Here is a 17,415-nt window from a genome sequence, read left to right as displayed (position 1 = left end):
ATAATTCCAGAATCCAAAGTCACATAGCTGTGTGTGACTTTGAATCTCTTACCCACAACACTTCTTAAATTTCTTGCCGCTACCGCAATGACATGGGTCATTTCGTCCTAGTTTCGTTGGTGTGTTCTCCTGTGGAAATTCACCGTCAATGTAGAACCAGATACCATTTTCTCGTATAAATCGTGAACGTTCTTGCAGACAAAATTGCTGTTGATTCTGTGTGTAATAGGCTTTGAAATGAACGAAGCCTTCATTTTCGTTGTTGCGGATAATTGCGGAGATGACGTCTAGCCCACACCATTGACTGTTGATTGATTCTTCAATCGCGTCGCGTTGCTGTGGTGCATTGCAACTCGGATGATAGGTATTGATGACAAAATCAACCAAGCCCAGAACATGGGCACTATAGCGAGCTCTCATCAGTTGTTCTGGATAGATGGCTAAAGCTGAATCACTGTGGATTGGTTCACAACAGTGTTGGTAATCTAAATGGCTACCACAATAGCATTGGTTCATAAATCCTCTCAAATTGCCCATGCAGATAAGGCGGGGAAGTTTAAGGAGATCTAAACTCGATGTCTACTCAGGAGTGGACACCCAGTAAATCGGCTGTCCATTTCACAGCTTCGTTGTAACACTCTTTCACCACGGGTTCTTCGATACTTAATGCATGAGCAATTTTCTCAACCTTTTGCCAGTCAGCCTGTTCATAAGCTCGAGTTAATTCAAGTACCAGACCTAACTCTCCTTTCCCCTCTATTAGTGCAAGTTTAACGTATTCGTCGATAGGCATCTCTTCCATGATACTTTCTAAAGGTTGATCAAGTAGGCTATCGAGTAGCGAAAACATTCCTGTCAGGAAGGCCGAACCGGGTTCAACGTTCATTTTTGCTTTCACACCGATCAGTTCGCAATATCTTGCCCTTTGAATGGATAAGCCATACAAATAATCCGGTTTAGATTCTTGCGTCGAAGCAATCGCAACCAAGGAGATGAACTTTCTCAATCGTTGTTCACCGAGATAGATCAGCGCTTGTTTAAATGAATGGATCTTTGAACTGACTGTCGCGGATGAGTTAACAAAGGTTAACAGTTTATAAGACAGGGTCAGGTCGGTGGCGACAAGCTCCTCAATGGCTTTGTAATCGAGGTTAGATTTGGCTATTTCTTTGAACAGTTGCACCACAGTAAGAAATGCAGGCTCTAACGCTTTGCGTTGTAACATCTCTGGTTTGCTAAAAAAGTAGCCTTGAAAATAGGTAAAGCCCGCTTTTTTAGCTTGCTTAAACTCTTCATAGGTTTCTACTTTCTCAGCAAGGAACTCAATTTTCGTTGCGCCAAGTTTTTGAATAAAGCGAGCGGCCTTTTCAAGGGAAACAACACGGATGTCAAATTTGATAATTGACACATAGGGGAAGAAGACGAGCCAGCCTGAACTGGGTACAAAGTCATCAAGCGCAATTCGGTAACCAAGCTTCGCCATCTTTTTAATTGCTTCTAATAACTCTAAAGTTGGTTTGCAATCTTCCAATACCTCAACGACCAAATTTTGCGCAGGAAAAAGCGTAGGCACGAGGTTAATCAGGCTTTGATAAGGAAAATTGACAAACCCTAAATGCTTACCCAGCGTATTGTAATGAGTGGATAAAAAATGATCAGAGAGTAACCGGCTCGTTGCTAAGTCTGGGTCTATATCTGGAAAGGTGTTCTTAGGACCGTCTCGAAATAGCAGCTCGTAGCCGATAGTTTTTCGGTCACGATCGAGTATGGGTTGTCTGGCGATATAGGAGTATTTCAAGGCAAGACTCTTATCTAATTATTGATATTATTGATTATACTTATTATAGCTTAACTTTTGATTCGACCGCTTAAACCAATAGTACCAGAGTGCGACTTGGCGTCAGTTTTTAGAACTAAAAGGTCGAGTTTGCAGTTCGTAACCATCATTAGCATAGACTAAGACTGAGCCTTGGGTGTACCAGTCACCCAAAACAATTCGCGTTGCGGTGCCATGAAGTTGATTTCTGTGATGAATCTCTGGTCGATGAGTATGGCCATGAATCATTAAATCGACCCCATACTGGGTCAGAACTCTATCCACTTCACTTTGTGTGACATCCATAATATCCATAGATTTCATTTGTTTATCATTATGGATGCCCGACTGTACTTTACCCACAATACGAACCTTTACAAAAAATGGTAGCCGATTAAATACCCATTGTAGCCAAGGCTGGTGAACCTTCTTGCGATAGGCTTGATACTTTATATCGTCAATACAGAGTGTGTCGCCATGCAACACCACGGCTTTTTTTCCGTAAAGATCAATTACTTGTTCTTCTTGGAGAAGAGTGATTCCGGTTTCTTTCGCAAATCGTTTGCCAAGCAAGAAGTCGCGGTTTCCTTGAGTAAAATAGCAAGCAACCCCTTTGCGAGTCAGTTGCTTAAATTCCGATTTTATTTGGTTGGCGAAAGGTGAATTATCATCGTCACCTATCCAAAATTCGAAAAGATCGCCAAGCACGTACAGTGCATCGGCATGAATGGCTTCTTCGCGCATGAAACGGATAAAACACTCAGTGATATCTGGTCGAGAAGGGCTTAGGTGTAAATCAGAAATAAATAGTGTATGCATAATAAAAATAAGGAGCGCATAGCGCTCCTTTTACCGTTACTCTTCGATGGTTGTGCCAGAAATGAACACTTCTTCTAGTGGAACATCTTGATGCATGCCCATAGAGCCTGTGCTCACTGCTTTTATTTTGTTCACAATATCCATACCTTCGATCACTTCAGCGAACACGCAGTAGCCCCAGCCATCTCGGCTTTCTGAACGAAAATCTAGGAATGTGTTGTTGTTCACGTTGATGAAAAACTGAGAACTTGCAGAGTGTGGATCCATAGTGCGCGCCATGGCAAGAGTACCGATCTTATTGCTTAGACCATTGTTGGCTTCGTTTTTAATCGTTGCGCGAGTTGTTTTTTCTTTTAGGCCAGAGGTCATGCCGCCGCCTTGAATCATGAATCCATCGATAACGCGGTGGAACAGAGTGTTATCGTAAAAACCGTCACGGCAGTACTGTAGAAAGTTTGCGCTTGTTTCTGGTGCTTTTTCTTCATTAAGTTGAATTTTAATATCACCAAAATTCGTGTGAAGGATGATCATGATAGTTACCTTTATCTATTTTTCGTTGAGGCCCGGATTTTAACTGAACTTTGGACACATTCAAATCAACAAATGTCTTTAGGGGCCGTATTATTGCGAGAGAATAAGGATGACCAAGCTAGGCTAGAGTTGTTATACTGTGAAGCCATTTTAGTTCAAACAGTTATTAGATAGAGATCATGCTGAAAATATATAACTCAATCACTAGACAAAAAGAAGAATTCAAACCAATTCATGCCAACAAAGTGGGTATGTATGTCTGTGGAGTCACCATTTATGATCTCTGTCATATTGGCCATGGTCGCACCTTCGTTTCTTTTGATGTGATTTCTCGCTACTTGCGCTACTTAGGCTATGACCTTACATTTGTGCGTAACATCACTGATATTGATGACAAAATCATTAAACGTGCTGCCGAAAATGGTGAATCTTGCGATTCGCTAACCGAGCGCTTAATCGCAGACATGCATGCAGATTTCGATGCATTGAATATGAAACGTCCAGATGTCGAGCCTCGTGCAACCGCTTATATCCAAGAAATCATAGGCTTGGTGCAACGACTGATTGAACGCGGTTTTGCTTACGTTGCTTCTAATGGTGATGTGATGTTTGAGGTCAGCAAATTTGACGAATACGGCAAGTTATCCAAACAAGATCTCGATCAGCTTCAAGCGGGCGCTCGTGTTGATGTTGATCTTGCTAAGCGTAGCCCACTTGATTTTGTGTTGTGGAAAATGTCGAAGCCGGGCGAGCCCACTTGGGAATCCCCATGGGGAGAAGGACGCCCAGGCTGGCATATCGAATGTTCGGCGATGAATTCAGCGATTTTGGGTAACCACTTTGATATTCATGGTGGAGGCTCTGATTTGCAGTTTCCTCACCATGAAAATGAAATTGCTCAATCGTGCTGCGCACATGACACTCCCTATGTGAACACATGGATGCACAGTGGCATGGTGATGGTGGATAGAGAAAAAATGTCTAAATCATTAGGGAATTTTTTCACAATCCGCGATGTACTTGCTCATTATGATGCGGAAACGGTGCGCTATTTCTTGATGTCGGGCCATTATCGCAGCCAATTAAATTACAGCGAAGATAACCTAAAACAAGCGCGAGCCTCGCTAGAGCGTCTATACACTGCGTTGAGAGGGTTGGATTTAACCGTTCCAGTTGCAGGCGGTGAAGAGTATGTCAGCCGCTTTACGATAGCGATGAATGATGACTTTAATACGCCAGAGGCTTATTCCGTCTTGTTTGATATGGCACGTGATATCAACAAGCTGAAGACAGAAAATCTTCAGCAAGCCAGCGCTCTTGGCGCACTTATGCGTGAGCTTGCCGATGTGATTGGCATTTTGCATCAAGATCCAGAAGCGTTTCTTAAAGGGGACACTAATGGCGACGAACAAGTGGCTGAGATTGAAGCTTTGATCAAACTGCGTAATGACTCACGTGCAGCAAAAGATTGGGCTAATGCTGACGTAGCACGCGATAAGTTGAACGAGCTCGGCATCATTTTAGAAGATGGACCAAGTGGGACTACTTGGCGTCGTAAATAATCAGGCAGTTAACTTGTCGATGATGGGCTTGAACTTTATTGGTTAAGCCCATTTTGTTTTTCGTCCACGATTAAGGTTTTCATGTCAATTATTTTAGGTATAGATCCCGGCTCGCGAATCACAGGTTATGGTGTGATCAGGCAGCATGGACGATATTTGTACTATCTTGGTAGTGGATGTATTCGTACCTCCGAAAAAGAGTTACCAGGGCGGCTCAAGCAAATTTACGCTGGCGTGACGGAAATCATCACACAGTTTCAGCCTGATGTTTTTGCCATCGAGCAAGTATTTATGGCAAAGAATGCGGACTCAGCACTCAAGCTCGGACAAGCAAGGGGCAGTGCTATTGTGGCGGCGGTGAATGCGGATCTTCCAGTGTATGAATATGCCGCTCGACTGGTTAAACAATCTGTAGTTGGTACGGGTAGTGCTGATAAAGCGCAGGTACAACATATGGTCCAGCAAATGCTCAAATTATCGGCTAAGCCACAAGCGGATGCCGCTGATGCTCTGGGTGTGGCAATTTGTCATGCGAATACCAATAAAACCTTGATCGCGTTAGCTGGGCGGGCAAGCAGTGCTAAAAAAGGCCGATATCGCTGAAAAACCGATCTCGAGCGAGGTGGTATTTTTCTACTGGCTATACATCCAGTTATTTATTATCATCCGAGTCAAATAACCTCATTTCTCTAAGGAATTTCCTGTGATTGGACGTCTTCGCGGCATTCTGATTGAAAAGCAACCTCCAGAGCTATTGATTGAAGTCGCTGGCATTGGTTATGAAGTCCAAATGCCAATGAGTTGCTTCTATGAACTCCCTAAATTGGGCGAAGAAGCGGTCATTTATACCCATTTTGTGGTCCGAGAAGATGCGCAGCTTTTATATGGTTTCAACACGGTAAAAGAGCGAGCTTTATTTCGTGAAGTGATTAAAGCGAATGGCGTCGGGCCAAAATTAGGCTTGGGTATTTTGTCCGGAATGACGGCCGGTCAATTTGTTTCATGCGTTGAGCGTGAAGATATCTCCACATTAGTTAAGCTTCCTGGCGTGGGTAAAAAAACCGCTGAACGTTTGGTTGTTGAGATGAAAGATAGGCTGAAAGGTTGGGGAGCCGGTGACCTCTTCACTCCCGCTACTGACGCTGCACCAGTCGATAACAATTCCTTGGAAGCGCTCACGAGCAATGCGGAAGAAGAAGCGATCAGTGCGTTACTTTCTTTGGGTTATAAGCCTCAACAAGCTTCTAAAGTAGTGGCACAAGTAATGAAAGCTGACATGACCAGCGAAGCGCTGATTAAAGAAGCCTTGAGAGCAATGGTATGATTGAAGCTGATCGCTTAATTGCCCCTGATAGTCCTATTTTTAAAGATGAAGATATTATTGATCGCGCGATTCGTCCCAAAAAATTAGCGGACTATCGTGGCCAAGATCATGTACGCAATCAAATGGAAATCTTCATTAAAGCGGCACAAATGCGCAGCGAACCACTCGACCATCTCCTGATTTTTGGCCCTCCAGGGCTTGGAAAAACAACATTAGCCAATATCGTTGCCAATGAGATGGAAGTGAATATCCGCACAACTTCTGGTCCGGTATTGGAAAAAGCAGGCGATTTGGCGGCATTACTGACTAACCTTGAAGAGAACGACGTTCTTTTTATTGACGAAATTCATCGCTTAAGTCCGGTGGTTGAAGAAATTCTTTATCCCGCAATGGAAGATTACCAGCTCGATATAATGATTGGCGAAGGTCCAGCCGCTCGGTCCATTAAAATCGATTTACCCCCTTTTACGCTGATTGGGGCAACAACTCGCGCTGGCTCGTTAACCTCACCCTTGCGTGATCGCTTTGGTATTGTACAGCGCCTTGAGTATTACAAAATTGATGATCTACAGTACATAGTGCAAAGAAGCGCGGACTGTTTAGGATTGTCGATGGAAGCGGATGGTGCACTTGAAGTGGCTAGGAGAGCAAGGGGAACGCCTCGGATTGCCAACCGTTTATTGCGCCGAGTTCGAGATTACGCTGAAGTGAAAGGCAACGGGCACATATGTATAGAGACTGCAGATAAAGCGCTAAACATGTTGGATGTTGATAGCCAAGGTTTCGACTATATGGATAGAAAGCTATTACTAGCGATTATGGACAAATTTGGCGGTGGCCCTGTTGGTCTCGATAACCTAGCTGCTGCAATCGGCGAAGAAAAAGATACCATTGAAGATGTGTTAGAACCCTTTCTTATCCAACAAGGTTATTTACAACGGACACCAAGAGGACGAATGGCGACCGATCGCGCCTATCTTCACTTCGGAATTGAAAAATAAGTTTACACCTCATCGTCATTTTTAGGTGGTAAGCACAAAGTGTGAACTACATCTTATTTATGATAATTTCCTTATCACTAAAGAGTTAATGATGTGAAGTGTATTGTTAACTCTCTGTGTGATTCGTTGTATTAATTTCTATCCCTTTCACTAAATACTCACAACAATTTCATTCTTCCTTTGATGTGGATCATTTTGTTCTTTTTTTGTTCAGATTTGCCGCGTGAAAATTGATGTAAATCAAGGCTTTTTTCTCCCATAAATCTTTTGAAACAACCTGCATTTAGAAGTAGTATTAGTCCCAGCTATATTAGCTGATGCTTAACAATTAACTAACCATAACGGTACATGCTTGCAACAAAATTCTGATATTTTTCAACATTTGATGAGGTTATATCACTGATGAATTTTGAGGAATTTTAACCCGTTTAGCATGTCAAAAGTGTCATTCAGCCGGCACAAAGGAGTTACCATGATTGACGTCGTTGATCTATCGCGGTTGCAGTTTGCACTGACAGCGATGTATCACTTCCTGTTCGTTCCATTGACTCTAGGTATGGCTTTTCTTTTAGCCATCATGGAATCTTTGTATGTAATGACTGATAAGCAAATCTATAAGGACATGACAAAGTTCTGGGGTAAGCTTTTTGGTATTAACTTTGCCCTTGGGGTGGCCACTGGCCTCACTATGGAGTTCCAGTTCGGTACAAACTGGTCATACTATTCCCACTATGTAGGTGACATTTTTGGCGCCCCTCTTGCGATTGAAGCACTTGTAGCCTTCTTTTTAGAATCAACCTTTGTCGGTTTGTTCTTCTTTGGTTGGGATAGACTATCAAAACGCCAGCATTTGGGCGTGACTTGGTTGGTTGCTCTGGGGTCCAATTTCTCGGCACTTTGGATCTTGATTGCGAATGGTTGGATGCAAAACCCAGTTGGCGCAGAATTCAATTTTGAAACTATGCGTATGGAAATGGTCAGCTTTGCTGAAGTCGTTTTCAACCCAGTTGCTCAAGTGAAATTTGTGCATACCGTCGCTTCTGGTTACACCACTGGCGCGATGTTCATTCTTGGTATTAGCTCATATTACTTGCTGAAAGGTCGAGACGTTGCGTTTGCACGCCGCTCATTCGCTATCGCTGCATCATTCGGCATGGCCGCTATTTTGTCCGTGATTGTGCTTGGTGATGAATCAGGATATGAAGTGGGTGAAGTTCAAAAGGTGAAGCTGGCTGCGATTGAAGCCGAGTGGCACACGGAACCTGCACCGGCTGCATTTACACTGTTTGGTTTGCCTAACCAAGACGCCATGCACACCGATTATGCAGTAAAAATTCCGTACGTGATGGGTATTATCGCTACACGTTCACTGGATACCGAAGTCACAGGGTTACGCGATCTACGCGATCAACACGTTGACCGAATTCGTAACGGTATGTATGCCTATGAACTGTTAGAGAAATTACGTGCAGGCGAAAAATCGCCAGCAAACATTGCCGCTTTTGAAGAAGTGAAAGGCGATTTGGGCTACGGCTTATTGCTAAAACGTTATACCGATAAAGTGAGCGATGCAACGGAAGAGCAAATTCAAGCCGCCGCCGATGATTCAATTCCAACCGTATGGCCACTATTTTGGTCATTCCGTCTGATGGTCGGTGTTGGTTTTGTGATGCTATTTGTCTTTGGTGCAGCATTTATTCAAACTTGTCGTCAGAAAATTGAGCAAAAACAATGGGTACTTAAAGCCGCCTTGTTCAGTATTCCTCTACCGTGGATTGCAATTGAAGCAGGTTGGTTTGTTGCTGAATATGGCCGTCAACCATGGGCTGTTGGTGAAATATTGCCAACCAATGTTGCCGCTTCTGCGCTAACTCTGGGCGAATTATGGACCTCATTGTTTGCGATTCTTGCACTGTACACTGTGTTCTTGATTGCTGAAGTTTACCTGATGGTTAAATTTGCTCGTAAAGGGCCTAGCAGCCTGAAAACTGGTCGTTATCACTTTGAGCAAAACGCAAACTCTGTTGAAGACAAAGTTAGCCGTCAAGTCGAAGCATAAGGCAGGGAGATAGAATAATGTTTGATTACGAAATCTTGCGACTAATTTGGTGGGTGCTGATCGGCGTACTGCTGGTTGGTTTTGCAATCACAGATGGTTTTGACATGGGCGTTGGTGCTCTTGTTCCCGTCATTGGTAAGAATGACAGTGAGCGTCGTGTCATGATCAACTCTATTGCCCCACACTGGGATGGTAACCAAGTTTGGCTTATCACGGCAGGTGGTGCACTGTTTGCGGCTTGGCCGTTAGTCTATGCGACATCATTTTCCGGATTTTATTTGGCTATGATTGTTACATTGGCTGCATTATGGCTTCGTCCGATTGGTTTGGATTACCGTTCAAAAATTGAAGATCCAAAGTGGCGTAATACTTGGGATATCTGTATTTCAATTAGTGGCTTTGTACCACCAGTCATCTTTGGTGTTGCCTTTGGCAACTTACTACAAGGCGTGCCATTCCAACTCAGTGATTTCATGATGCCAACGTATCACGGTTCATTTTTTGGTCTGTTGAACCCATTTGCTCTGCTTTGCGGCTTAGTCAGCTTGTTTATGATTATTTTACAAGGCGCCGCTTGGCTACAGATGAAAACCACCGATGAGCTGCATGCACGCGCTCGTGGCGTCGCTCAACTAATGGGCTTGTTGGTTGCTGTTACTTTCGTCGCTGCAGGGTTTTGGATCCAAAACATCGATGGTTACGTGATTACCAGCGTCATTGATACACATGCTGCATCAAACCCACTCAATAAAGAAGTGATACGTGAGGCGGGGGCGTGGATGGCTAATTTCAACGCTTACCCATTACTATGGATCGCACCAGCTTTGGGTGTTGCCATGCCACTACTTGCTGTGTTGGCGTCGCGTTTTGAAAAAGGTGGTCTCGCATTCTTGGCTTCTAGCTTAGCCAATGCAGGTGTGATTTTCACCGCTGGTTTTGCGATGTTCCCATTTATCATGCCTTCAAGCTTAGTACCAAGTAACAGCTTGACCATGTGGGACTCAACATCGAGTGAATTGACGTTGAACTTAATGACAGTGGTCGCTTTTGTAATGGTACCTATCATTCTTGGTTACACCACTTGGACTTACTACAAGATGTTTGGTCGTCTTGATAGCAAGTTTATTGAAGAAAACAAAAACTCACTTTACTAAGGAGCATAGATATGTGGTATTTCGCATGGATTCTAGGTGTGCTTTTAGCGTGTGCATTTGGCATCATCAACGCTCTTTGGTTAGAGCATTCTGAAATGATGGACAAAGACAGTGAGTAAACTTGCAATGCAAGTCACTGAGTACCATAAACTGGTTGATAAGACTCTGCTCAGAGTCTTATCGCTCTTGCTTGGTTTTTATCATATCGCCATGATTATGTGGGATCCCGAGCTGTATTCTCAGAGCATTGGTGGTTTTAACGCGGTTATTTCACCACTCATGATATGGGCGCTGTGTGCAAGTATGGTTTTTGGTGTTGGCTTTAGACCACGCAAATGGTTTTGGCAATTATTGTTTAGCCCCTACATTTCATTATCGATCTTAATTTACCTAACGATTATTCGACTAGTTTGATATTTACTGTGTATGAATAACCTGTCGAAGGTTGATTAACGACCCACATTAGTGCTGCCTCTTTGAGACAGCACTAATTTTTTGTTTCAAGTTTTGTAAAAGTCCACTCAATGCTTGTACTAACGTCAATGAGTTGCGTTATAGTATCCGCCTAAATCTGTATATGTGTTGGAACCTTTGTGCAAAATACAGCCTCAGCCTTTCATTGGCCTGTAACGATTTACTATGAAGATACGGATGCTGGTGGTGTCGTCTATCACTCAAACTATCTTAAATTCTTTGAACGAGCCCGAACTGAAATGTTACGCGCAGTTGGAGTGTCTCAGCAGACGCTTTTGCAGCAGAACATTGGTTTTGTGGTCAGGCACGTTGACATCGATTTTCTACAAGCTGCACGTTTAGACGATATGCTGACGATAAATACTGTGATTTCGGCATTGAAAAAAGCCTCACTGATCTTCTGTCAAGAGCTCGTCAATCCTGAAGGTAAAGTATTGTGTAAAGCAATAGTTAAGGTAGCATGCATCGACAATCAGAACATGAGGCCAAAAGCGATGCCTCAATCAATAATTTTGGAGTTAACCCATAGTGACTGCTGATATCTCAATTCTCGATCTGTTTTTGCAAGCCAGCTTATTGGTCAAGATGGTGATGCTAATCCTTTTGGGGATGTCTATCGTTTCGTGGGCGATGATCATCAAACGTAGTAAAGTCCTTTCCCAAGCAGAAAAGAACGCCAATGCTTTCGAAGACAAATTTTGGTCTGGTACTGACTTATCTGTTATTTATCAAGATGTCAAAAAGCGTAAAGATGAACTTTTGGGTACAGAAGAGATTTTTTACTCTGGCTTTACCGAATTTGCACGTTTACGCAAGACTAACGCCACTTCACCTGATTTCATCATGGAAGGGACGGGACGTGCGATGCGAGTTGCTGTCGCAAGGGAAGTGGACGAGTTAGAGACCAGTCTGCCATTTCTAGCGACCGTGGGTTCTATCAGTCCATACATTGGATTATTTGGTACGGTATGGGGAATCATGCACTCATTTATTGCGTTAGGTGCGGTGAAGCAAGCGACGTTAGCAATGGTGGCTCCTGGTATTGCAGAGGCGCTGATTGCGACCGCCATGGGTTTATTTGCGGCTATTCCTGCGGTGATGGCTTACAACAGGTTGAGCAATAAAGTCAGCAAATTAGAGCATAATTACGCCACCTTTTCTGAAGAATTTCATAGCATTCTTCACCGCCAAGCGATGGCTGGTAGGGAATAGACGATGGTGGGTTACCAGCGTAAAAAGCGCAAGTTGACAGCTGAGATTAACGTTGTCCCTTATATCGATGTTATGCTCGTGTTGCTGATTATTTTTATGGTGACATCACCGTTTGTCACTCAAGGCGTTGACGTCGAGCTTCCTAAAACAACCACTTCAAAGTCAGCGGCTGAGCTGAAAGGTGATAGTGATAGTAGTTTTATCATCGTGGAAATAGATAAAGAAGGTCGTCTCGGGTTGAGCGTAAATAATGAGGAAGTCGAGCGGGGTCTTTCGCTGCAAGATGTCATCATTAGAGTCAAAGCTGAATTGTCGTTGAAACCGGATTCACCGGTTGCGGTTGGCGGTGATGCTGCAACGCCTTATGCAGAAGTGATACTGGTTCTGGATGAATTGAATCGTGCGGGCATTTCAAAAGTAGGTCTGCTAACCGAAATTAAAGGATAGTTTGTACTGTTCATGAAAGATCATAAATCCAAAAAAAGCGATTACAAAAAGCCCATCATTATCTCGGCTGTTTTGCATATAGTGTTGATCATTGCTTTGTTATGGGGTTCGGATTTTAGCCTAACTAAGCCCGAGCCTGCAGGGCAGATGGTTCAAGCTGTGGTGATTGATCCACAATTGGTACAAAAACAGGCCCAGCAAATTCGTAACCAGCGTGAAGCTGCTGCCAAAAAAGAGCAGGATCGGCTGGATAAGTTACGCCGCGAAAGTGAGCAGTTGGAAAAAAACCGCAAGGCGGAAGAAGAGAATATTCGCCAACTAAAAGAACAACAAGCTCAGGAAGCGAAAGCGGCCAGAGAAGCTGAAAAGCAACGTGCCGAAAAAGAACAAGAGCGTAAAGTGGCAGAAGAACGAGCTCGTAAAGAAAGAGAGCGAGCGGTAAAAGCGGAAACGGAACGTAAGATAAAAGAAGAAGCGGTAAAAAAAGCAGAACAGGAGCGCATCGCTAAAGAGGCTGAAATTGCGAAAGCGGAAAAAGAACGCATTGCCCGTGAAAAAGAGGCAGAACAAGCTAAAGAGAAAGCTCGTAAAGAGCGAGAAGCAGCAGAGCGAGCCGAGAAAGAGCGAATAGCCAAAGAACAAGAGGCGAAGAAAGCGGCCGAAAATGCAAAAAAAGAGAAAGCACGTCTAGAGAGATTGGAGCGTGAACGCAAAGAACAAGAAGCGGCGCTGAATAACATTTTTTCTGGGTTAGAAACAGAAGCAGAGCAAAATAGCTCAGCTCGTTCCCAATTTGTAATGAACGAAGCTCAGCGGTATGGAGCAATCTATACGCAGCTCATTCAACAAAATTTGCTGATTGAAGACAGTTTTAAAAGTAAACAGTGCAAAGTGAACCTACGGCTCATTCCAACGGGAACTGGAGCAATAGTCGGTAATCTAAGCATTATTGATGGTGACTCAAGGTTATGCGCGGCGACAAAACGTGCTGTGGCGCAGGTGGGGACGTTTCCGCTGCCCAAAGATGATCTTGATGTAGTCAATCAATTGAAAAACATTAATTTAACTGTAGAACCAAATTAAAAGGAAAAGCTTGTGTTAAAGCGATTGATGTTAGGATGCTTACTTGTCATCGCAAGTAGTGTACAGCTCGCCAACGCCGCATTGGAGCTTGTGATCACCGACGGCATTAATTCAGCAAGGCCGATTGCTATCGTACCGTTTAAGTGGGAAGGCAAAACAAAATTACCGCAGGATGTCTCTGCGGTGATCGCGTCAGATTTGCAACGTAGTGGTAAATTCAGCCCGATTGCGACCAGCAAAATGCCACAAACGCCTTACAATGAAACCGATGTGAAGTTTGATGCTTGGACCAGTATTGGTGTTGATGCTTTGCTCACTGGTAGCATTACGCAAAATGCAGAAGGTAACTATGTCATCAACTACCAATTGGTAGATGTAGTGCGTGGTCAACTGACACAAGGCCAAAGCAAAGCATTAAGTAACGATGGACAGTTGGTGCTTTCTAAAGATCATGTTTTATTCAATAAAGTTGCCACCGTACCAGCAAACCGAATGCGTGAGTATGCGCATCGAATTTCAGATTTGGTCTATCAAGAACTCACGGGTGATAAGGGTGCGTTTCTCACTCGTATTGCCTACGTGGTGGTCAACGACGATGAACAATATCCTTACCAGCTAAGGGTTGCTGACTATGACGGTTACAATGAACGTTTAGTACTTCGTTCAAAACAGCCTTTGATGTCACCGACTTGGTCACCTGATGGTAAGCAACTGGCGTATGTGAGCTTCCAAAACGGCCAAGCGGAAATATTCATCATGAATATTTATACTGGCGAAAGAGAGAAAATGACCTCGTACCCACGTCATAATGGGGCACCAAGGTTCTCACCAGATGGGAAAACTCTCGCCTTGGTGTTGTCTAAAACGGGCAGCTTACAGGTTTATACTCTGGACTTGGCAACCAAGAAGCTGAAACAAATAACGAGTGGCAGATCAAATAATACAGAACCGTTCTGGCATCCTGATGGTAAATCGCTAATATTTACTTCGGATCGGGGTGGTAAACCACAGATATATCAAGTAAATTTATCAGACGGTTCTACCAATCGTCTGACATGGCAAGGCAGCCAGAATTTAGGTGGACAAATAACGCCTGATGGTCGATTCCTTGTCATGGTAAACCGAAGTAATTCGGGTTTTAATCTGGCGAAACAAGATTTGGAAACTGGTTCAGTGCAAATTCTAACAAAGACTTTGCTCGATGAGTCTCCAAGTATTGCACCCAATGGTGGTATGGTCATATACAGTTCTATTTATAACAAAGCGAATGTACTTTCGATGGTGTCTATAGATGGGCGTTTCAAAGCTAGATTACCGGCAACAAATGGTCGCGTTAGGGCTCCTGCGTGGTCTCCGTTTTTATAGCAAGTAAGTATCAAAAAGTAAGGAAAAAAAATGCAACTTAATAAAGTTCTTAAAGGGCTACTGATTGCGCTACCAGTACTTGCAGTAACTGCATGTAGTTCAAGCGATGAAGCGACAAACGCTTCTGGTACTCAAACTAACCAGTCTACTTCAGGTTCAGCAAACAGCGTTGATACAACTGTAGTTTCTCCAATTGATGCGAATGGCCAACTCTCTGAACAAGAGCTAAAGGAACAAGCTCTTCGTGAAACTCAAACCATTTATTTCGCATTTGATAACGCGACAATTGCTGGTGATTACGAAGATATGCTTGCTGCACACGCAGCTTACCTAAGCAAAAATTCAGCAATGAAAGTTACCATCGAAGGCCATGCTGACGAACGTGGTACGCCTGAATATAACATCGCGCTAGGTGAGCGTCGTGCACAAGCTGTAGCGAAATATCTACAAGCGCTAGGTGTACAAGCTGACCAAATCTCGATCGTTAGCTATGGCGAAGAGAAGCCACTTCTTCTTGGTCAATCTGAAGAAGTGTATGCGAAGAACCGCCGCGCGGTTCTCGTATACTAATCGAGGAATCGCCTCATGTTCAGTAACTTAAAGCGAATTGTAACGCTTACGTTACTGGCAAGTGCAGCGGGTCAAGTACTCGCTGCACCAGCTCCAGTATCCGATCTTAGCAATAGCTCTTCAGCAAGCACATCTCGTGCTCAACAATCATCATCTGAATCTAATGTACAACGTCTTGAACGTCTGCTTGAAAACCGTAATAGCGTTCAACTCAAAATGCAGCAGCAGCTCGATGATATGGCACTTGAAATCAGCGAACTACGTGGCCAGTTAGAGCGTAATAGCTACGATATGCAGCAAATGTTGCAGCGTCAGCGTGAACTCTTTATCGAGTTAGATCGCGTACGTGGCGAAATGAAGAATACAACCGCAAGTTCGTCACAGCCGACAACGGACACTGATATTGCAGGAACGTTTAGCAGCAATGTTGATGAACAAACTGCCTATCAGAATGCGGTTGATTTGATCCTGAAGAAAAGGGATTACAGTGGTGCTATTGCAGCGTTTCAACAGTTTCAAAAAGATTATCCAGATTCTAATTTTGCGTCTAATGCCCATTATTGGTTAGGGCAGCTCTATTTTGCGAAAAAGCAGGATAAAGAAGCGACGCAAAGTTTTGCCGCCGTGCTCACTTACAGTGACTCCAATAAACGTGCTGATGCGCTGGTTAAGTTAGGTGATATTGCCAAGCGCAATAATAATACTGCGCAAGCAAATAAGTATTATCAGCAAGTTGTGGATGAATACCCTACAAGTGCGTCTGCCAAGGTTGCTAAAGAGAATTTGAATTGATAACAATTTGAGTTAATAAAAAAGAGGCCTTGCGGCCTCTTTTTTCGACGGCCCTATTTTATGAATCGCTTTTGATCCTTCGTTAGGTGCGGTGTACAATGCTCGGATTCTTGGAAGTTGCGTAGAGCAAGAGCAATGAGCCACATATTAGATACGATTGAAACTATTTATCCATTTCCGCCAAAGCCCATTCCACTAACGGTTGAGCAAAAACAAGCCTATACAGCAAGTATCAAACAACTCTTAAAAGAAAAAGATGCTGTATTAATTGCGCATTACTATACCGATCCTGAAATTCAAGCTCTCGCTGAAGAAACCGGCGGTTTTGTTGGTGATTCATTAGAGATGGCCAAGTTTGGTAATCGCCATCCTGCCAGTACATTGATCATCGCTGGTGTGCGATTTATGGGCGAATCAGCAAAAATCTTAACCCCTGAAAAACGCATTTTAATGCCAACCTTAAAAGCAGAATGCTCTTTGGATCTGGGGTGTCCTGCCGATAAATTCACAGAATTTTGTGATGCACACCCAGATCATACCGTTGTTGTGTATGCAAACACATCGGCGGCGGTCAAAGCTCGTGCCGATTGGGTGGTTACATCGAGCATTGCACTTGATATTGTTGAGCACTTAGATGCGGAAGATAAACCCATAATTTGGGGGCCAGATCGCCATTTAGGCTCATACATCGAGAAAAAAACGGGTGCAAAGATGTTGCTCTGGCAAGGTGAATGCGTAGTTCACGACGAGTTCTCAGCCGATGCATTGCGTAAGATGAAAGCACTGTATCCTGATGCAGCCATCCTTGTACATCCAGAATCACCAGCCAGTGTGGTAGAACTTGCGGATGCTGTAGGCTCTACAAGCCAGTTGATTAAGGCAGCAAAATCCTTACCTCAACAGAAAATGATTGTGGCGACCGATAAAGGCATCTTTTTTAAGATGCAGCAGTTAGTCCCTGAGAAAGAATTGATTGAAGCACCGACGGCAGGGGCCGGGGCAACATGCCGAAGCTGCGCGCATTGTCCTTGGATGGCGATGAATGGTCTTCGAGCGATTGAGTCAGCTCTTATGGAAGGCGGTAAAGATCACGAAATTTTCGTCGATGAAGCCGTGAGAGTGAAATCACTCATCCCATTAAACCGTATGTTGGATTTTGCTGAACAGTTAAATTTGCAAGTCAAAGGGAATGCCTAATTCCTTTCG

20 protein-coding genes are annotated in these 17,415 nt (G+C 43.7%); 16 read left to right on the top strand and 4 right to left on the bottom strand.

What is annotated here, in order from left to right; genetic code table 11:
* Window positions 1–48: 48 nt before the first annotated feature.
* The 4 genes from AACQ79_RS04320 to AACQ79_RS04305 form a co-directional block, all read right to left on the bottom strand.
* Complete coding sequence (locus tag AACQ79_RS04320) at window positions 49–516, bottom strand: YchJ family metal-binding protein (protein WP_170898561.1); 468 nt, start codon at window positions 514–516, stop codon at window positions 49–51.
* A 67-nt stretch (window positions 517–583) separates the two neighbouring features.
* Window positions 584–1,798, bottom strand: a complete 1,215-nt coding sequence (locus AACQ79_RS04315; RefSeq protein WP_170898559.1) for an EAL and HDOD domain-containing protein — start codon at window positions 1,796–1,798, stop codon at window positions 584–586.
* A gap of 102 nt (window positions 1,799–1,900) precedes the next feature.
* Window positions 1,901–2,635 carry a UDP-2,3-diacylglucosamine diphosphatase gene (lpxH, locus tag AACQ79_RS04310; protein ID WP_170898557.1) on the bottom strand — a complete coding sequence of 245 codons (735 nt, stop codon included), beginning with the start codon at window positions 2,633–2,635 and terminating at the stop codon, window positions 1,901–1,903.
* 36 nt (window positions 2,636–2,671) lie between these two features.
* Window positions 2,672–3,166: a peptidylprolyl isomerase gene (locus AACQ79_RS04305; RefSeq protein WP_010319203.1), complete on the bottom strand. Its 495-nt coding sequence runs from the start codon at window positions 3,164–3,166 to the stop codon at window positions 2,672–2,674.
* Between the two features lie 179 nt (window positions 3,167–3,345).
* Here AACQ79_RS04305 and cysS point away from each other — a divergent pair, with 179 nt between their 5' ends.
* The 16 genes from cysS to nadA all read left to right on the top strand — a co-directional run bounded on the left by cysS (window position 3,346) and on the right by nadA (window position 17,406).
* Window positions 3,346–4,728, top strand: a complete 1,383-nt coding sequence (gene cysS / locus AACQ79_RS04300; RefSeq protein WP_170898555.1) for a cysteine--tRNA ligase — start codon at window positions 3,346–3,348, stop codon at window positions 4,726–4,728.
* Between the two features lie 81 nt (window positions 4,729–4,809).
* Complete coding sequence (gene ruvC, locus AACQ79_RS04295) at window positions 4,810–5,331, top strand: crossover junction endodeoxyribonuclease RuvC (protein ID WP_013856565.1); 522 nt, start codon at window positions 4,810–4,812, stop codon at window positions 5,329–5,331.
* A gap of 100 nt (window positions 5,332–5,431) precedes the next feature.
* On the top strand, window positions 5,432–6,052 hold the full coding sequence (ruvA, locus tag AACQ79_RS04290; protein ID WP_013856566.1) for a Holliday junction branch migration protein RuvA: 621 nt from the start codon (window positions 5,432–5,434) through the stop codon (window positions 6,050–6,052).
* Window positions 6,049–7,053: a Holliday junction branch migration DNA helicase RuvB gene (ruvB, locus tag AACQ79_RS04285; RefSeq protein ID WP_017042275.1), complete on the top strand. Its 1,005-nt coding sequence runs from the start codon at window positions 6,049–6,051 to the stop codon at window positions 7,051–7,053. The genes ruvA and ruvB overlap by 4 nt, the downstream gene beginning before the upstream one ends.
* A 472-nt stretch (window positions 7,054–7,525) precedes the next feature.
* Window positions 7,526–9,112, top strand: coding sequence for a cytochrome ubiquinol oxidase subunit I (cydA, locus tag AACQ79_RS04280; RefSeq protein WP_029189795.1), 1,587 nt, complete (start codon window positions 7,526–7,528; stop codon window positions 9,110–9,112).
* Window positions 9,113–9,129: 17 nt separating this feature from the next.
* A complete protein-coding gene (gene cydB, locus AACQ79_RS04275) occupies window positions 9,130–10,266 on the top strand; it encodes a cytochrome d ubiquinol oxidase subunit II (RefSeq protein WP_013856570.1) in 1,137 nt (378 codons plus the stop codon).
* 11 nt (window positions 10,267–10,277) lie between these two features.
* Window positions 10,278–10,385 (top strand): cytochrome bd-I oxidase subunit CydX, encoded by a 108-nt coding sequence (gene cydX / locus AACQ79_RS04270; protein ID WP_000270284.1) that lies wholly within the window; start codon window positions 10,278–10,280, stop codon window positions 10,383–10,385.
* Window positions 10,378–10,680, top strand: a complete 303-nt coding sequence (ybgE, locus tag AACQ79_RS04265) for a cyd operon protein YbgE (protein ID WP_013856571.1) — start codon at window positions 10,378–10,380, stop codon at window positions 10,678–10,680. The genes cydX and ybgE overlap by 8 nt, the downstream gene beginning before the upstream one ends.
* 179 nt (window positions 10,681–10,859) lie before the next feature.
* Window positions 10,860–11,279 carry a tol-pal system-associated acyl-CoA thioesterase gene (gene ybgC, locus AACQ79_RS04260; protein WP_017042272.1) on the top strand — a complete coding sequence of 140 codons (420 nt, stop codon included), beginning with the start codon at window positions 10,860–10,862 and terminating at the stop codon, window positions 11,277–11,279.
* Window positions 11,269–11,952 (top strand): protein TolQ, encoded by a 684-nt coding sequence (tolQ, locus tag AACQ79_RS04255; RefSeq protein WP_170898553.1) that lies wholly within the window; start codon window positions 11,269–11,271, stop codon window positions 11,950–11,952. The genes ybgC and tolQ overlap by 11 nt, the downstream gene beginning before the upstream one ends.
* Window positions 11,953–11,955: 3 nt before the next feature.
* Window positions 11,956–12,399 (top strand): protein TolR, encoded by a 444-nt coding sequence (gene tolR / locus AACQ79_RS04250; protein WP_013856574.1) that lies wholly within the window; start codon window positions 11,956–11,958, stop codon window positions 12,397–12,399.
* A gap of 12 nt (window positions 12,400–12,411) precedes the next feature.
* Window positions 12,412–13,482: a cell envelope integrity protein TolA gene (gene tolA / locus AACQ79_RS04245; RefSeq protein ID WP_170895418.1), complete on the top strand. Its 1,071-nt coding sequence runs from the start codon at window positions 12,412–12,414 to the stop codon at window positions 13,480–13,482.
* 27 nt (window positions 13,483–13,509) lie between these two features.
* A complete protein-coding gene (tolB, locus tag AACQ79_RS04240) occupies window positions 13,510–14,847 on the top strand; it encodes a Tol-Pal system beta propeller repeat protein TolB (RefSeq protein WP_094146918.1) in 1,338 nt (445 codons plus the stop codon).
* Between the two features lie 30 nt (window positions 14,848–14,877).
* On the top strand, window positions 14,878–15,417 hold the full coding sequence (pal, locus tag AACQ79_RS04235; RefSeq protein ID WP_013856577.1) for a peptidoglycan-associated lipoprotein Pal: 540 nt from the start codon (window positions 14,878–14,880) through the stop codon (window positions 15,415–15,417).
* Between the two features lie 15 nt (window positions 15,418–15,432).
* Complete coding sequence (gene ybgF / locus AACQ79_RS04230; protein ID WP_019280925.1) at window positions 15,433–16,209, top strand: tol-pal system protein YbgF; 777 nt, start codon at window positions 15,433–15,435, stop codon at window positions 16,207–16,209.
* Window positions 16,210–16,344: 135 nt separating this feature from the next.
* Window positions 16,345–17,406 (top strand): quinolinate synthase NadA, encoded by a 1,062-nt coding sequence (gene nadA, locus AACQ79_RS04225; protein WP_026028138.1) that lies wholly within the window; start codon window positions 16,345–16,347, stop codon window positions 17,404–17,406.
* Window positions 17,407–17,415: the final 9 nt, after the last annotated feature.

It is taken from the genome of Vibrio sp. 3-2(1) (genome assembly GCF_963887575.1).
Taxonomy (GTDB): domain Bacteria; phylum Pseudomonadota; class Gammaproteobacteria; order Enterobacterales; family Vibrionaceae; genus Vibrio; species Vibrio anguillarum.
This window is presented reverse-complemented; position numbering and strand designations above follow the sequence as displayed.

What these genes read in the sequence shown, in the direction of transcription:
- AACQ79_RS04320 (WP_170898561.1), bottom strand. Translation starts at nt 516, where the DNA reads ATGAACCAATGCTATTGTGGTAGCCATTTAGATTACCAACACTGTTGT.
- lpxH (WP_170898557.1), bottom strand. Translation starts at nt 2,635, where the DNA reads ATGCATACACTATTTATTTCTGATTTACACCTAAGCCCTTCTCGACCA.
- AACQ79_RS04305 (WP_010319203.1), bottom strand. Translation starts at nt 3,166, where the DNA reads ATGATCATCCTTCACACGAATTTTGGTGATATTAAAATTCAACTTAAT.
- cysS (WP_170898555.1), top strand. Translation starts at nt 3,346, where the DNA reads ATGCTGAAAATATATAACTCAATCACTAGACAAAAAGAAGAATTCAAA.
- ruvC (WP_013856565.1), top strand. Translation starts at nt 4,810, where the DNA reads ATGTCAATTATTTTAGGTATAGATCCCGGCTCGCGAATCACAGGTTAT.
- ruvB (WP_017042275.1), top strand. Translation starts at nt 6,049, where the DNA reads ATGATTGAAGCTGATCGCTTAATTGCCCCTGATAGTCCTATTTTTAAA.
- cydA (WP_029189795.1), top strand. Translation starts at nt 7,526, where the DNA reads ATGATTGACGTCGTTGATCTATCGCGGTTGCAGTTTGCACTGACAGCG.
- cydB (WP_013856570.1), top strand. Translation starts at nt 9,130, where the DNA reads ATGTTTGATTACGAAATCTTGCGACTAATTTGGTGGGTGCTGATCGGC.
- cydX (WP_000270284.1), top strand. Translation starts at nt 10,278, where the DNA reads ATGTGGTATTTCGCATGGATTCTAGGTGTGCTTTTAGCGTGTGCATTT.
- tolR (WP_013856574.1), top strand. Translation starts at nt 11,956, where the DNA reads ATGGTGGGTTACCAGCGTAAAAAGCGCAAGTTGACAGCTGAGATTAAC.
- tolA (WP_170895418.1), top strand. Translation starts at nt 12,412, where the DNA reads ATGAAAGATCATAAATCCAAAAAAAGCGATTACAAAAAGCCCATCATT.
- tolB (WP_094146918.1), top strand. Translation starts at nt 13,510, where the DNA reads ATGTTAGGATGCTTACTTGTCATCGCAAGTAGTGTACAGCTCGCCAAC.
- pal (WP_013856577.1), top strand. Translation starts at nt 14,878, where the DNA reads ATGCAACTTAATAAAGTTCTTAAAGGGCTACTGATTGCGCTACCAGTA.
- ybgF (WP_019280925.1), top strand. Translation starts at nt 15,433, where the DNA reads ATGTTCAGTAACTTAAAGCGAATTGTAACGCTTACGTTACTGGCAAGT.
- nadA (WP_026028138.1), top strand. Translation starts at nt 16,345, where the DNA reads ATGAGCCACATATTAGATACGATTGAAACTATTTATCCATTTCCGCCA.